Origin of the sequence: Pseudomonas paraglycinae (assembly GCF_021601625.1) — a bacterium.
Classification (GTDB): Bacteria; Pseudomonadota; Gammaproteobacteria; order Pseudomonadales; family Pseudomonadaceae; genus Aquipseudomonas; species Aquipseudomonas paraglycinae.
The window spans coordinates 154977-169095 of record NZ_BQHR01000003.1 but is presented as its reverse complement, the minus strand read 5'-3'; the positions used below and the strand labels follow the sequence as shown (position 1 = coordinate 169095).

At 61.8% G+C, this 14119-nt stretch carries 14 protein-coding genes; 6 read left to right on the top strand and 8 right to left on the bottom strand.

Translation table 11 applies throughout. The features are described 5' to 3' along the window. Positions 1–91: 91 nt before the first annotated feature. The 3 genes from L6D82_RS05405 to L6D82_RS05395 form a co-directional block, all read right to left on the bottom strand. The gene (locus L6D82_RS05405; RefSeq protein ID WP_236188276.1) at positions 92–1015 is read right to left on the bottom strand and encodes an SdiA-regulated domain-containing protein; all 924 of its coding nucleotides are present in this window, start codon (positions 1013–1015) and stop codon (positions 92–94) included. Positions 1016–1238: 223 nt separating this feature from the next. Beyond that, positions 1239–1904 (bottom strand): fumarylacetoacetate hydrolase family protein, encoded by a 666-nt coding sequence (locus L6D82_RS05400; RefSeq protein WP_007953483.1) that lies wholly within the window; start codon positions 1902–1904, stop codon positions 1239–1241. A 40-nt stretch (positions 1905–1944) separates the two neighbouring features. Beyond that, complete coding sequence (locus L6D82_RS05395) at positions 1945–3339, bottom strand: FAD-binding oxidoreductase (protein ID WP_236188275.1); 1395 nt, start codon at positions 3337–3339, stop codon at positions 1945–1947. 204 nt (positions 3340–3543) lie between these two features. On the opposite strand from L6D82_RS05395, the gene serA reads away from it, so the two are divergent. Further along, on the top strand, positions 3544–4773 hold the full coding sequence (gene serA, locus L6D82_RS05390; RefSeq protein WP_007953487.1) for a phosphoglycerate dehydrogenase: 1230 nt from the start codon (positions 3544–3546) through the stop codon (positions 4771–4773). A gap of 61 nt (positions 4774–4834) precedes the next feature. Here serA and L6D82_RS05385 read toward each other — a convergent pair whose 3' ends face one another. Next, on the bottom strand, positions 4835–5260 hold the full coding sequence (locus L6D82_RS05385; RefSeq protein WP_102685813.1) for a DUF4399 domain-containing protein: 426 nt from the start codon (positions 5258–5260) through the stop codon (positions 4835–4837). Between the two features lie 132 nt (positions 5261–5392). Here L6D82_RS05385 and L6D82_RS05380 point away from each other — a divergent pair, with 132 nt between their 5' ends. Then, the gene (locus L6D82_RS05380) at positions 5393–5971 is read left to right on the top strand and encodes a transporter substrate-binding domain-containing protein (protein ID WP_085647003.1); all 579 of its coding nucleotides are present in this window, start codon (positions 5393–5395) and stop codon (positions 5969–5971) included. A gap of 11 nt (positions 5972–5982) precedes the next feature. Here the strand turns inward: L6D82_RS05380 and L6D82_RS05375 are convergent, their stop codons facing one another. Next, positions 5983–6468 carry a 2-thiouracil desulfurase family protein gene (locus tag L6D82_RS05375; protein WP_085746726.1) on the bottom strand — a complete coding sequence of 162 codons (486 nt, stop codon included), beginning with the start codon at positions 6466–6468 and terminating at the stop codon, positions 5983–5985. 1 nt (position 6469) lies between these two features. After that, the gene (locus L6D82_RS05370; RefSeq protein ID WP_085667373.1) at positions 6470–7102 is read right to left on the bottom strand and encodes a 2OG-Fe(II) oxygenase; all 633 of its coding nucleotides are present in this window, start codon (positions 7100–7102) and stop codon (positions 6470–6472) included. 108 nt (positions 7103–7210) lie between these two features. Between L6D82_RS05370 and L6D82_RS05365 the strand changes: the two genes are divergently transcribed. Beyond that, positions 7211–7963, top strand: a complete 753-nt coding sequence (locus tag L6D82_RS05365; protein ID WP_236188274.1) for a DUF2059 domain-containing protein — start codon at positions 7211–7213, stop codon at positions 7961–7963. A 1-nt stretch (position 7964) separates the two neighbouring features. On the opposite strand, the gene bipL is transcribed toward L6D82_RS05365, so the two are convergent. Next, positions 7965–8915 carry a phospholipase BipL gene (gene bipL, locus L6D82_RS05360; protein ID WP_236188273.1) on the bottom strand — a complete coding sequence of 317 codons (951 nt, stop codon included), beginning with the start codon at positions 8913–8915 and terminating at the stop codon, positions 7965–7967. A gap of 97 nt (positions 8916–9012) precedes the next feature. Here bipL and L6D82_RS05355 point away from each other — a divergent pair, with 97 nt between their 5' ends. Further along, positions 9013–9591 carry a DUF6436 domain-containing protein gene (locus L6D82_RS05355; protein WP_129972262.1) on the top strand — a complete coding sequence of 193 codons (579 nt, stop codon included), beginning with the start codon at positions 9013–9015 and terminating at the stop codon, positions 9589–9591. 103 nt (positions 9592–9694) lie between these two features. Continuing rightward, on the top strand, positions 9695–12106 hold the full coding sequence (locus tag L6D82_RS05350; protein ID WP_236188272.1) for a penicillin acylase family protein: 2412 nt from the start codon (positions 9695–9697) through the stop codon (positions 12104–12106). Positions 12107–12315: 209 nt separating this feature from the next. Here L6D82_RS05350 and L6D82_RS05345 read toward each other — a convergent pair whose 3' ends face one another. Continuing rightward, entirely contained in the window at positions 12316–13281 is a 966-nt protein-coding gene (locus L6D82_RS05345) for a GlxA family transcriptional regulator (RefSeq protein ID WP_236188271.1), read from the bottom strand. A gap of 191 nt (positions 13282–13472) precedes the next feature. On the opposite strand from L6D82_RS05345, the gene L6D82_RS05340 reads away from it, so the two are divergent. Then, a complete protein-coding gene (locus L6D82_RS05340; RefSeq protein ID WP_236188264.1) occupies positions 13473–14114 on the top strand; it encodes an HD domain-containing protein in 642 nt (213 codons plus the stop codon). Positions 14115–14119 lie beyond the last annotated feature (5 nt).

Below are 14119 nucleotides of genomic sequence, written 5' to 3'. Positions count from 1 at the left end.
CGGATGAAATATCACGCCTGTCTGAACTGAAGCTTAATGGCCACTTGCCTCAGGCCACAACTGCACAGATCTGCAATTGCTGTAGGAGTCGTTACTTCTGCTTTTCGAAGCGGTAGAACAGGTTCGGCTCGCTGACCATGTACAGCGTGCCCGCCTCGTCCATGGTCACGCCTTCGGCGCGGGGAATGGTTTTCTTCAAGCCGTTGAAACCGCCGAGCAGGGTCATGAAGCTGACCTGCTCGCCCTTCTCGTCCAGCTCCAGCAGCAAATGCGAATCGGCGGACAGGACCAGGGTGTGGCCGGTGCGCGGGTCGATCGACAGAGCCGAGAGGTTACGCAGGTCCAGTTCGTCGCTGTCGAGTTTCTGCTTGTCGCCCTTGAGCGTCTGGCTGCCGTCGCTTTTCCAGGTGAACAGCGCAGGCGGACGCTCCTCGCCCAGTAGCAGTTGCTGGTTGCGGGCGTCCCAGGTGATGGCTTCAAAAGCCTTGTTCTGGTCTTTCGACGGCCCCAAGTCGTATTTCGGGAAATCGTCGCGCTTCAGTTCGCGGGTCTCGGCATCGACCTTGACGATGGAGAGCAGGTGCTCGCGCTCATCGACAATCGCCATCAAGCCGTTTTCCATCACCGTCAGGCCTTCGGGATTGCTCCAGCCCACCAGCGGCATCTTGCGCAGCACGTTACCCTGCAGGGTCAGCTCGACCAGGAACGGATTCTTGCCCATCACCGAAAACAGGGTTTTGGTCTGCGGGTTATAGGACAGGTCCGAAGCTTCGTCCTTTTCCATCCCCGGCAGCAGCTTGGCGTCGATGACCACCCGGTAATCCGGGAGCCAGACGCTTTCCTGTTTCTCGGCAGAACTCTCGAAGCGTTCCAGCACCCACAACAGGCCACGGTCATCCCAATGCATGGCAAACGCCAGCCCGTACGCAGCGGCGACTGCCAGCAAAAGCCAGGAATACCAACGCAGGGCGAAACGTGAACGGCGGGTGGGTTTGAGCTGAGTTTGAGATGACATCAAAGGACGCGTTCCGAAAATTCAGGCTACGGGTAATAGCACAAAGAGGCCGGCTCAGACGCCAGAATGACCGGAATTATCCGGACAGAATGTGAAAAAAACGGCAAATGGCCGGAATGCCCTGCGTCTTTGCAGGTCGCATCACAAAACGAAAACGGGAGATTGCAGACTTGAGGGCTGAGCTCAAATCTGCAATCTCCCGCTCGGGAACGCGATGTACGGATCAGCGAACGCTGCTGGTGAAGCGACTGGCGCCCGGCAGCTCCAGCACGATCTCATCACCAACGTTCAGCGGGCCGACGCCCACCGGCGTGCCGGTCAGGATCACGTCACCGGCCTGCAGCGAGAAGCAGCCGGCCATGTGCTGGATCATCGGCACGATCGGATTGAGCATCGCGCTGCTGTTGCCGTCCTGGCGCACTTCGCCGTTGATGGTCAGGCGGATGCCGATGTCGGTCAGGTCGGCGAAAGTGCTGCCGACCACGAATGGCGCAATCACCGCCGCGCCGTCGAACGACTTGGCGATTTCCCACGGCAGGCCCTTGGACTTGAGCTCGGCCTGCTTGTCGCGCAGGGTCAGGTCCAGCGCCGGGGCGAAACCGGAGATCGCGTCCAGCACTTCTTCGCGGCTCGGCTTGGTCGACAGCGGCTTGCCGATCAACACGGCGATTTCCGCCTCGTAATGCACGGAGCCACGCTCGGTCGGAATGCTGAAACCGCCTTCCAGCGGCACCACGCAACTGCCCGGCTTGATGAACAGCAACGGCTCGGTAGGCACCGGGTTGTCCAGTTCCTTGGCGTGTTCGGCGTAGTTACGCCCGATGCACACCACTTTACCCAGCGGAAAATGAATCCGCGTACCGTCGACATACTGGTGCTGATAGCTCATTACCGACTCCTGCCTTCATTGATTCATCAGGGATTGCCAATCAAACCGCGAAGATCTTGCCCGGGTTCATGATGCCGTTCGGGTCGAACACCGCCTTGACCGCTTTCATGTATTCGATTTCCACCGGCGAGCGGCTGTAGGTCAAGTAATCGCGTTTGGTCATGCCCACACCGTGTTCGGCGGAAATCGAACCGTTGTACTTCTCGACGGTTTCGAACACCCACTTGTTGACGGTGGCGCACTTGGCGAAAAAATCGTCCTTGCTCAGGTTGTCCGGCTTGAGGATGTTCAGGTGCAGGTTGCCGTCGCCGATGTGGCCGAACCAGACGATTTCGAAGTCCGGGTAATGTTCGCCGACGATCGCATCGATTTCCTGCAAAAACGCAGGGACTTTCGAGACCGTGACCGAGATGTCGTTCTTGTACGGTGTCCAGTGGGAGATGGTTTCGGAGATGTACTCGCGCAGCTTCCAAAGATTCTGCAACTGGGTTTCGCTCTGGCTCATCACGCCATCCAGCACCCAACCCTGTTCCACGCAATGCTCGAAGGTTTCCAATGCAGTGTTGGCCACTTCTTCGGTGGTCGCCTCGAATTCCAGCAAGGCATAGAACGGGCAATCGGTTTCGAACGGCGCCGGGACATCGCCACGGCCCATGACCTTGGCCAGGGCCTTGTCGGAGAAAAACTCGAACGCGGTCAGGTCGAGTCGGCCCTGAAAGGCGTGCAGCACCGGCATGATCGAATCGAAATCGGCGGTGCCGAGGACCATCGCGGTCAGGTTTTTCGGCGAGCGATCCAGGCGCATGGTGGCCTCGACCACAAAACCCAGGGTGCCTTCGGCGCCGATGAACAGCTGGCGCAGGTCATAACCGGTGGCGTTCTTGATCAGGTCCTTGTTCAGTTCCAGCACGTCGCCCTTGCCGGTCACCACTTTCATGCCCGCCACCCAGTTGCGGGTCATGCCGTAGCGAATGACCTTGATCCCGCCGGCATTGGTGCCGATGTTGCCGCCAATCTGACTGGAACCTGCCGAAGCGAAGTCCACCGGGTAGTACAAGTCATGTTCTTCGGCGGCGTTCTGCAATTGTTCGGTGACCACGCCCGGCTGACAGACGGCGGTGCGGTCGGTCAGGTTGATGTCGAGAATCTGATTCATGTAGTCGAACGACACGACCACTTCGCCATTGGCGGCCACGGCTGCGGCGGAGAGCCCGGTGCGCCCGCCCGACGGCACCAGCGCGACTTTGTGTTCGTTGGCCCAGCGGACGACGGCCTGCACCTGCTCGATGGTCTTGGGGAACACGATGGCGCTGGGCGCCGGGGCGAAGTGCTTGGTCCAGTCCTTGCCGTAAGCGTTCAGGGAGTCGGCATCGGTCAGGACTTTGCCAGGCTCGACCAGGGTCTTCAGTTCATCAATCAGGGCAGGATTGGTCATCGACGGAACTCTCGAACAATTCATGGTCATCCTGAGAACGCTTCACGTCGCAGGAATGAGTGTTTAGCGGGGTGGCTATGCTAGCATACCGACCCCGCAGGCCAGTGCCCAAGGCCGGTTCTGCGGTGACGGCTTTCTTGTCGTCCAGGTCAATGTCTGTTGACCATTTCCTGCCATTTTTCTCCGGGATACAGGTTTACGCAGATGAGCAAGACTTCTCTCGATAAGAGCAAGATCAAGTTCCTTCTTCTCGAAGGCGTCCACCAATCGGCTGTCGACGTCCTCAAGGCGGCGGGCTACACCAGCATCGAATACCTGACAGGCTCCCTGCCGGAAGCCCAGCTCAAGGAAAAGATCGCTGACGCTCACTTCATCGGCATTCGTTCGCGCACCCAGCTGACCGAAGAGATCTTCGATCACGCGAAGAAGCTGGTCGCGGTCGGCTGTTTCTGCATCGGCACCAACCAGGTTGACCTGGAAGCGGCCCGCGAGCGCGGCATCGCCGTGTTCAACGCGCCTTACTCCAACACCCGCTCCGTTGCCGAGCTGGTGCTGGCCGAAGCGATCCTGCTGCTGCGCGGCATCCCTGAGAAAAACGCTTCCTGCCACCGTGGCGGCTGGATCAAGTCCGCAGCCAACTCTTTCGAGATCCGTGGCAAGAAACTGGGCATCGTCGGCTACGGCTCCATCGGTACTCAGCTGTCGGTCCTGGCTGAAGGCCTGGGCATGCAGGTGTTCTTCTACGACACTGTGACCAAGCTGCCACTGGGCAACGCGACCCAGGTCGGCAACCTGCACGAGCTGCTGGGCATGTCCGACATCGTCACCCTGCACGTTCCGGAAACCGCTGCGACCCAGTGGATGATCGGCGAGAAGGAAATCCGCGCCATCAAGAAGGGCGGCATCCTGATCAACGCTGCACGCGGCACCGTGGTCGAGCTGGATCACCTGGCTGCTGCGATCAAGGACAAGCACCTGATCGGCGCCGCCATCGACGTGTTCCCGGTCGAGCCGCGCTCCAACGACGAAGAGTTCGAAAGCCCGCTGCGTGGCCTGGATAACGTGATCCTGACCCCGCACATCGGCGGTTCCACCGCTGAAGCGCAGGCCAACATCGGTCTGGAAGTGGCAGAAAAACTGGTCAAGTACAGCGACAACGGTACTTCGGTATCGTCGGTGAACTTCCCGGAAGTGGCCCTGCCGGCTCACCCTGGCAAGCACCGCCTGCTGCACATCCACGAGAACATCCCGGGTGTGATGAGCGAGATCAACAAGGTCTTCGCCGAAAACGGCATCAACATCTCCGGTCAGTTCCTGCAGACCAACGAGAAGGTCGGCTACGTGGTGATCGACGTCGACGCCGAGTACTCGGAGCTGGCGCAAGAGAAGCTGCAACACGTCAACGGCACCATCCGTAGCCGCGTATTGTTCTGATCCGACGCTGAGCGACAAAAAAGGGAGCCTTCGGGCTCCCTTTTTCATGCACGCGAAAACATCATTCGACGTTGACGGTGATCTTCTTCGACACGATCGGCGGATCGAACGCCATGTGGCCGCTGTCACCCAGCTCCAGCTGCAGGGTGTGCTTGCCCGGCGCGAGCTTGATGTCGGCCTGGGTCTGCGCCTTGCCGAAGTGCATGTGGTTGGCGTCGGTCGGCACGACGGAGCCGGCCGGAACGACTTCCTTGGCATCGATCAGCAGATGGTGATGACCGGTGTTCTTGGTGACGTCACCGGCCGGTGCCAGCGCGATGTCCTTTACACCGAACTTGACCGTGAAGGTCTGCGAAACCGTGGCTCCGTCCTCGGGAGAAACGATGAACACTTCGGCGCCCTTCGGTGCCGGTGTGGCCGCACTGGCCAGTACCGAAACACCCATCAGCACACCGGCCAACGCTGCACGTGACATAAAGCTTTTCATTTTCTTCTCCAGTTTTTCCGTAAAATCCGCACGGTCATGACAACTTCATGACCATTCGTTGTCGAAGGCACTCGACAACCATAGCAAAGCGAGCCTGGAAAACAGGCCGATATCGATTTCAAAGGAGTGACCATGCGTTTTCTGCCTGGCCTGATCTGCCTGCTTCCCCTTCTGAGCCCTCTGGCTCACGCCGAACTGATTGATGACGTCTACGACCGTGGCGAGTTGCGCATAGCCCTTGAGGCTAATACACCGCCCTTCAATTTCAAGGACGGCGACACGCTCACGGGGTTCGAGGTCGAGCTTGGGCAACTGCTGGCCAACGAACTGGATGTGCGCGCCGACTTCATCGTCACTGACGAAGCCGATCTGCTCCAGGGCGTTGAAAGCGGCAAGTACGACGTCGCGCTCAACCACATAGCACTGACACCCGAGCTCAAGGATCGTTTCGACGTGAGCGAGCCTTACACGCAGGTCAATGCGCAGTTGCTGGCGAAAAAGGACGAGCAACCTCGGCCGATGGTGCTGGTGCAGACGCTGACCGAGGAGAAACCGAAGGTCGGGCCGCCGGTGGATCTGGCGATTCCGTTTCAGAAGGGCAACCCGGCGTTTCACGCGAGTCTGGAAAATGCCTTGCAGCGGATCAGGGCGGATGGGCGGCTGGAGGCGTTGTCGAAGAAGTGGTTGAGTGTGCAGGCTACGGAAAACTGAAGTGAACGTGACTAGTCGAGCAAGCTGAGGGCCTGTGCGGCTTGCGGCAGTTCGAGTTCGCTGAAGACCTGCACCCCATGGCGCTTCAGCAACGCGGCGGTAACGCCCTCGCCACTCACCTTCACCCCACTGAACGTCCCGTCATAGGTCAACAGATTCCCGCACGAAGGGCTGTTGGCCTTGAGCACCGCCACCCGAATCCCGTGCTTCTGCACCAGCGCCAGCGCCTGCCGCGCACCATCCAGAAACTGCGCACTGACGTCTTCGCCCTCGGTGGTGATCACCGAGGAGAGTCCGTCCAGCACTTCGCTGCCCTGCCCGCCCGGAATCTCTGCCGCTGCCCGTGGCGTCGGCAAACCACCGGCGACTTCCGGGCACAGCGGCACTACCCGGCCTTCGCTGATCCACTGCTCCAGCAGATCGAACGGCCCGCTGGCCCCACCGTCGTAACGCACGCGATGGCCCAGCAGGCAGCGACTGACCAGAATCCTGTGCATCTCAGAACGGCTCGTTGCCACGGCGGCGGAACCAGCCTGTCAGCGACAGCCGCTCGCGGTTGGCTGGCAACACTTCGTGAGGGACTTCGCCGGAGAGAAACACCACCAGACAACCGCCCGTAGGCTGTACGTCATGAACGCGGTCATTCTCCAGGTACATGCGCAGTTGCCCGCCATCCTCCGGCAGCCAGCCGTCATTGAGGTAGATCACCGCCGAGACCATGCGCCGGTCATCGTCGCGGAAACGGTCGACGTGCTTGCGGTAGAACGCACCCGGCGGGTACAGGGCGAAGTGGCACTCGAAGTCTTCAAGCCCCAGGAACAGGCCCCGGTTGAGCGCTTCGCGCAAGCTGTCCATCAGGTTCAGGTAGCGGTCACTGGCCTCGGCCTGACCGGGGTCGATCCACTGGATATGGTCGCCACGAATCCCCTCGCGGATCTCCGAAAACGGGCCACGTCCGACCCCCGCCGGCGCCAGTTCACCTTCGGCGTCACGTTTGCGGCACTCGGCCGCCAGTGCGCGGGTCAAATCCGCAGGCAGGAAAATGTTCTGCTGCGACCAGCCGCGCTCGGCCAGGTCGTCGACGATACGTAACAGCAGCGGGTGATCAGAGGATATTTGCATGGCGCGCATAGTATGCCTGCGGCAAGAAATCCGACAGAGCCACGCGGCGGCTTGATACGAATTCTCGACAAGTACTGGCACCGCACGGAGAATAGTCGGCTGCCGACAGGAGTCCTTATGCGCCGTTTGCTTTTTTCACTGTTGATGTTCTGCGTTTTGCCCGCCTGGGCGGACGGCCACGACCAGTTGTACAAGGTCGCCGGCTGGCCAGAACAACGCGCGCATTTCAACGACGCCCTGAGTGCCGCGCAGCAGCGTTACCAGAACAGCCTGCCACCGGCGGTGTTTCAGGCGCTGGTGAACAACAGCAACCAGCGCTTTGCCCCCCAGGCCGTGGATCAACGCGCCGAAGCGCAACTGCGCAAGAACCTCGCCGATCCGCAACCGGCCCTGTCGTTCTTTCAGTCACCGCTGGGCAAGAAGATCGTCGCCGCCGAACTGCTGGCGACCCGCCGCGATCAATTGGCAAAAAACGCCAAGGGCCTGCCGAAGATGCCGGCCAGCGACAGCCGCCTGCTGATCATCGGTCACCTCGCCCAAGCCCTGCCCGCCCGTGAAGCCGGTGCCGAAGTCAGCCTGGCGATTGCCGGCGTGGCGGCGGACAGTCTGAGCTCGATGATCCCCGGCCTGCTCGGCGGCGGTCAGGCCCAGGGCATGTTGAACGGTCAACGCCAGCGCCTGATGGATCAGATCGGCGCCGACCTGAACAACACGCTGCTGTACGTCTATCGCGACCTGTCGGATGAAGAACTGGAAGAGTTCGCGACCTTTGCCGAATCCACCGAAGGCAAAGCCTACTATCAGGCCGCGCTGGCCGCGATTCGCGCCGGGCTGGCCGTGGGGCAAAACACCTCGAATCTTAGTCAGTGATCTAGGGGTTGCGGCCCTTGATCCGCTTGCTCAAGAACTCGAAATACTCCTCGCGCATTTCCGCCGTCTCATTGGCCAGGTGATGCCGCGCCTCGGCCAGCAACAGAATCTGCGGCCGGTCGAACTTCCACTTCATCACTTGCAGGTTGTGCTGCCAGTCCACGGTCATGTCTGCCTGACCCTGAACGATCAGTGGCCGGCGTGGACTTTTCTTCGCGTATTCCACCCGGTTGATCCAGCGTGACAACGCCCCGACCCACGCGGTCGGCAAGCGTTTTGGCTGCAACGGATCAGCCTGCAGGAACGGCAGGAAATCCGGGTCGTTGGAGTTCTCGCTGAAACGCCGGGCGATGCCCCTGACAAAGGGCCTGAGCAGGTAATAACTGAACTGCGACCAGCCCCAGGCACGCGGACGCACCAGCGGCGCCAGCAGAATCAACTGCCCCTGCGCCGGGCTGTTTTCGCCATGATTGAGCACGTGATCGACAATGATCGCCCCGCCGGTGCTTTGCCCGCACAAATGCCACGGCTGCGGCAGTGCAATCGAACGCGCCTCGGCGAACAGGCCTTGCAGCGCATCCTGATACTCGGAGAAATCGCGGATGCTTGCCCGCTCGCCGCTGGACAGACCATGCCCCGGCAGATCGCAGGCGATCACCGCAAAACCCTGATCCAGCGCCCACTCGATCACATGCCGGTAAAGCCCGGTGTGGTCATAAAAACCGTGCACCAGAAACAACGTGGCCCTGGCCGTTTCCGCCGGCCACCAGCAATGGCTGACCAGCTCATAACCATCGATACCAAACCGACCCATGCCACGCCAGACATCGCGCTCCGGAAAGTCGGTCTTGTAGAAACGCTGATACGCCTTCGCCTCCTCGGACAACGGCTGCCACTCGGCCAGAGGCTTGAGGCTCGCACGCAGATGATCGGGATCGAAGGCAACAGACATGGGCAATTCCAGAACGGTAAACGGACTTTATCGGCCTGCGATATTCATCTGTCGCGGCAAGCATGGCAAGCTAGCGCGCTCTCAAGGAATCAAAACCATGCGTTCGCCCTACCGCACCGCACTGTTTGCCAGCCTGCTCGCCATCGTGTGTGCCGGCGTGCTGTGGGCCGCGTACGACTGGTTTCAGGGCCGCTACCTGCGGGCGTTCAGCGAACACACCGCTGTGTTTTCCGGCGACCCGTTGCGCCTGCCCGACGACCTCGCCGGCCCCGGCAATATCCGTCTGGTGCACTTTTGGGATCCCGCCTGCCCGTGCAACGTCGGCAATCAACAGCACCTGAGCGAGATGGTCGAACAGTTCGGCCCCAAGGGCGTGGAGTTCTTTGCGGTGCAGAAGGCCGGCAGCCACGGCCAGTTGCCGGCAACCCTCAGCAATCTCAAAACCATCGCGGTCCTGCCCGGCTCCGAACAGATTCCCGCCAGCCCGGCCGTGGCGATCTGGGACCGCAGCGGCAGACTGGCGTACTTCGGCCCCTACAGCGAAGGCCTGACGTGCAACTCCAGCAACAGTTTTATCGAACCGATCCTGCAAGCCTTGAGTGATGATCGTCCGGTCAATGCGACTCATACGCTGGCGGTCGGTTGTTACTGCCCGTGGCCGGCCGAGACGAAGTAAGGCATTCCGGACATTTCAAGGACGGCGATGCGCAGCACACGAGGCGTGTGCTAATTGTTTGCAGCCCGCACGGGCGGCAACCCCGAATGCACAAGGAGTCACCATGAAACGCGTCTTCACCGTTCTTGCCTTGCTCATCGTTGTCCTGCTCGCCGCCGGCGGGTGGTATGTCTACAGCAAGCAACCGACGCGTCAGGGCCAGGTGGAGTTGCGCAACCTGCAAGGCTCGGTGACCGTGCGTTACGACGAGCGCGGTGTGCCGCACATCCGTGCCGAAAACGAGACCGACCTCTACCGCGCCCTCGGCTATGTGCACGCCCAGGACCGGCTGTTTCAGATGGAAGCCATGCGCCGTCTGGCCCGGGGCGAGCTGGCCGAAGTGCTCGGGCCGAAACTGCTCGACACCGACAAGCTGTTCCGCAGCCTGCGCATCCGCGAGCGCGCCGCCAGTTACGTGGCCGGCCTCGACAAGCAGTCCCCGGCGTGGAAGGCCCTGCAAGCCTATCTGGACGGCATCAATCAATATCAGGACTCGCATGCCGCGCCGATCGAGTTCGACGTGCTGGGCATCCCCAAGCGGCCGTTCACCGCCGAAGACAGCATCAGCGTCGCCGGCTACATGGCCTACAGCTTTGCCGCCGCGTTTCGCACCGAACCGTTGCTGACCTACGTGCGCGATCAACTGGGCGCCGATTACCTCAACGTCTTCGACCTCGACTGGCAACCCAAGGGCGTGCTCGCCAAGGGCCACGCCGGCACCGCACCGGCCCTCGCCGCCGAAGACTGGAAAGACCTGAACACCCTCGCCCGCGTCAGCGAACAGGCATTGATCGACAACGGTCTGCCGCAGTTCGAAGGCAGCAACGCCTGGGTGATCGCCGGCAGCCACAGCAAGAGCACCAAGCCGTTGCTGGCGGGCGATCCGCACATTCGTTTTTCGGTGCCGTCGGTGTGGTACGAGGCGCAGCTGTCGGCGCCGGGTTTTGAACTCTACGGCCATCATCAGGCGCTGGTGCCTTTTGCGTTTCTCGGCCACAACCTGGATTTCGGCTGGAGCCTGACCATGTTCCAGAACGATGATCTGGACCTGATCGCCGAGAAGGTCAATCCGGACAACCCGGATCAGGTCTGGTATCGCGGCCAGTGGACCGACATGGTCAAGACCGAGCAGCAGATCGCCGTGAAAGGCCAGACGCCGGTGACCATCACCCTGCGCCAGTCGCCCCACGGCCCGATCGTCAACGACGCCCTCGGCAGCGCCGCCGGGAAAACCCCGATTGCGATGTGGTGGGCGTTCCTCGAAACACCGAACCCGATCCTCGAAGGTTTCTACCAGCTCAACCGCGCCGACACCCTGGCCAAGGCTCGCGCCGCAGCGGCCAAGGTGCAGGCGCCGGGGCTGAACATCGTCTACGCCAACGCCAAGGGCGATATCGCCTGGTGGGCTTCGGCGCTATTGCCCAAGCGGCCGGCCGGCGTGAAGCCTGGCTTCATTCTCGACGGCAGCAGCAATCAGGCGGACAAGGACGGCTACTTCCCGTTCAGCGCCAACCCGCAGGAAGAGAACCCGGCGCGGGGCTATATCGTCTCGGCCAACTTCCAGCCCGTGTCGCCGACCGGCATGGAGATTCCCGGTTACTACAACCTCGCTGACCGTGGCCAACAGCTCAACCGCCAGCTCGCCGACAAAAACGTGAAGTGGGACAACGAGGCCAACCAGAAACTGCAACTGGGCACCACCACCGGTTATGGCCCGCGTCTGCTGGCGCCGTTGCTGCCGGTGCTGCGTGAAGTGGCGGGCAATCCCGCCGAGCAGAAGCTGATCGAACAATTGGCCCAATGGCAAGGCGACTATCCGCTGGACTCGGTCAGTGCGACGGTGTTCAACCAGTTCCTGTTCAACCTCGCGGACGCGGCAATGCGCGATGAGCTGGGCAATGATTTCTTCGAAACCCTGCTGTCGACCCGAGTGATCGATGCGGCGCTGCCCCGGCTCGCGGCGAATGCCGATTCACCGTGGTGGGACAACCGCAGCACGCCGAACAAGGAAACCCGCGCCGACACCGTGCGCGCTGCGTGGCAGGCGAGCATGGCGCACCTGAAGTCGACCCTCGGCGAAGACGCTTCCGGCTGGCAATGGGGCAAAGCGCACACGCTGACCCATGGTCATCCACTGGGCCAGCAGAAACCGCTGGACCGCATTTTCAACGTCGGCCCGTTCGCCGCACCGGGCTCCCATGAAGTGCCGAACAACCTCTCGGCGAAGATCGGCCCGGCGCCATGGCCGGTGACCTACGGCCCGTCGACGCGGCGGTTGGTGGACTTCGCCGACCCGGCTCACAGCCTGACCATCAACCCGGTCGGCCAGAGCGGCGTGCCGTTCGACAGCCACTATGACGATCAGGCGGAAGCGTATGTGGACGGGATGTATGTGCAGGCGCATTTCAGTGAGGAAGAGGTGACGGCGAATACGCGGAGTACGCTGAAGCTGCTGCCAAAGCGGGCTGAGCCATAAAAGCCGCCCTCACCCCAGCCCTCTCCCCGAGGGAGAGGGAGCCAACCGAGGTGTCTTGCGTCATACATCGACCTGAAAGATCGGAGTCGATTATGGATTCACAGCAGATCGTTCAGGTCGGCGTATCTCTCCAATATCCCCCAATCGGCCCCCTCTCCCTCGGGGAGAGGGCTGGGGTGAGGGGGTAGCGGTCTCAAGCCAACCTCGGCTCAAAGCATCGCCGCAAAATTCAACCGAAACTGCTGCGGCGTCACCCCCAGCCGCCGGTTGAACACGCTGCGCATGTGTTGCGCATCGCGAAACCCGCACTGATAGGCCACGGTCTTCAGCGGCGCCGTGGTGCTTTCAAGCATCACCCGCGCCGCATCCACCCGCGCCCGCTCGACGAATTCCGCCGGGGTGACCTTCGCTTCGCGGGCAAACACCCGAGAGAAATTTCGCGCACTCATGTTCGCCGCGTTCGCCAGATCGGCGATGGTCAGGTCGCCCGTGAGATTGGCCAGCACATACAGCTGCACCATCGCCACCGCTGACGTCGGTTCGGCATGAGGCGTAAGGAACGGGCTGAACTGCGACTGCCCGCCCGAGCGCTGGGTGAACACCACCAGCCGCTTGGCCACGCTCAGCGCCACCTCGGCCCCGTGATCTCGCGCCAGCAGGTACAGCGACAGATCGATCCCCGCCGTCACCCCCGCCGAGGTGTAGAGCTGGCCGTCCTCGACATACAACCGATCAGCCTCGACCCGGCTCGACGGGCACAACTGCGCCAGCGCCTCGGCGTCGTTCCAGTGGGTGGTGACCGTACGCCCGTCCAGCAACCCGGCACGGGCGAGCATGAACGCGCCGTTGCAGATCGAGCCGAATCGCCGCGCCCGTCCACAGGCCTCGCGCAGCCAGACATCGAACGCCTCGCCGAAATCCAGGAACGGCAACTGCGGCCCACCCGCCACCAGCAGCAAATCGTAAACCTGCAACGCTTCGCTGAAATGCCGATGCGCACTCAGGGTCAGCCCGTTGGAACACGCCATCGACCCGCGCTCGACACCGATCACGTCGAGCCGGTAATGATCCTCCGGCGCCAGGAAGCGGTTGGCCTCGGCGAACACGTCCATCGGCCCGCTGACGTCCAGCGCCTGCACGCCGGGGAACACCACGATGGCGACGGTTCTGTTCATGGCGATGTCGGCTCCCGGGGAATTGGCGGATCAGCGCCAACCCTAGCCAATCCTCGCCGCAGAAGCGAGCTGGCACGATTTGCAGGTGGAATGGCAAGGATCGCAGCCATGGATCGATTGTCCGGTTTTGCCCCCGGGAACAGACTTTCCCGATCAGCGCCGTGACGGCGTTTTCGACGAGGAAGCTCAACATGACAACGACCATCGCCGGTATCCGGATCCCCGACAGCGCCCTCGCCCGGGCCACCACCGAGTACATCCGCGACATCGAATCCGACCTGCTTTACCACCACTCGCGCCGGGTATTTCTGTTCGGCGCCTTGAGCGGTGAGCGCCAGCAACTGGCCTACGATCCGGAACTGCTGTACGTCGGCGCGATGTTCCACGACCTGGGTCTGGTCGAAGGTCACCGCAGCGATGACGAGCGCTTCGAAGTCGATGGCGCCAACGCAGCCGCCGCGTTTCTCAAGCCGTACGGGTTGAGCGATGACGACATCGAGCAGGTCTGGTTGTCGATCGCCCTGCACACCACGCCGGGGGTGCCGAAGCATCTGCGCCCGACCGTGGCGCTGGTGACCGCAGGCGTCGAGATGGACGTGCTGGGCATGGACTACGCGGCGTTCACCACGGTGCAGCGCGAGGCGGTGGTGCATGCGCATCCACGGGGCGAAGGTTTCAAGGAGTGCATCATCTGCGCGTTCGCCGATGGCTTGCGTCATCGCCCGCAGACTACGTTCGGCAATGTGAAGACCGATGTGTTGAAGGATCAAGCGCCGGGATTCAAGCCGATGAACTTCATCGAAGTGATTCGCCAGTCGCCCTGGGTTTCCTGACCGGC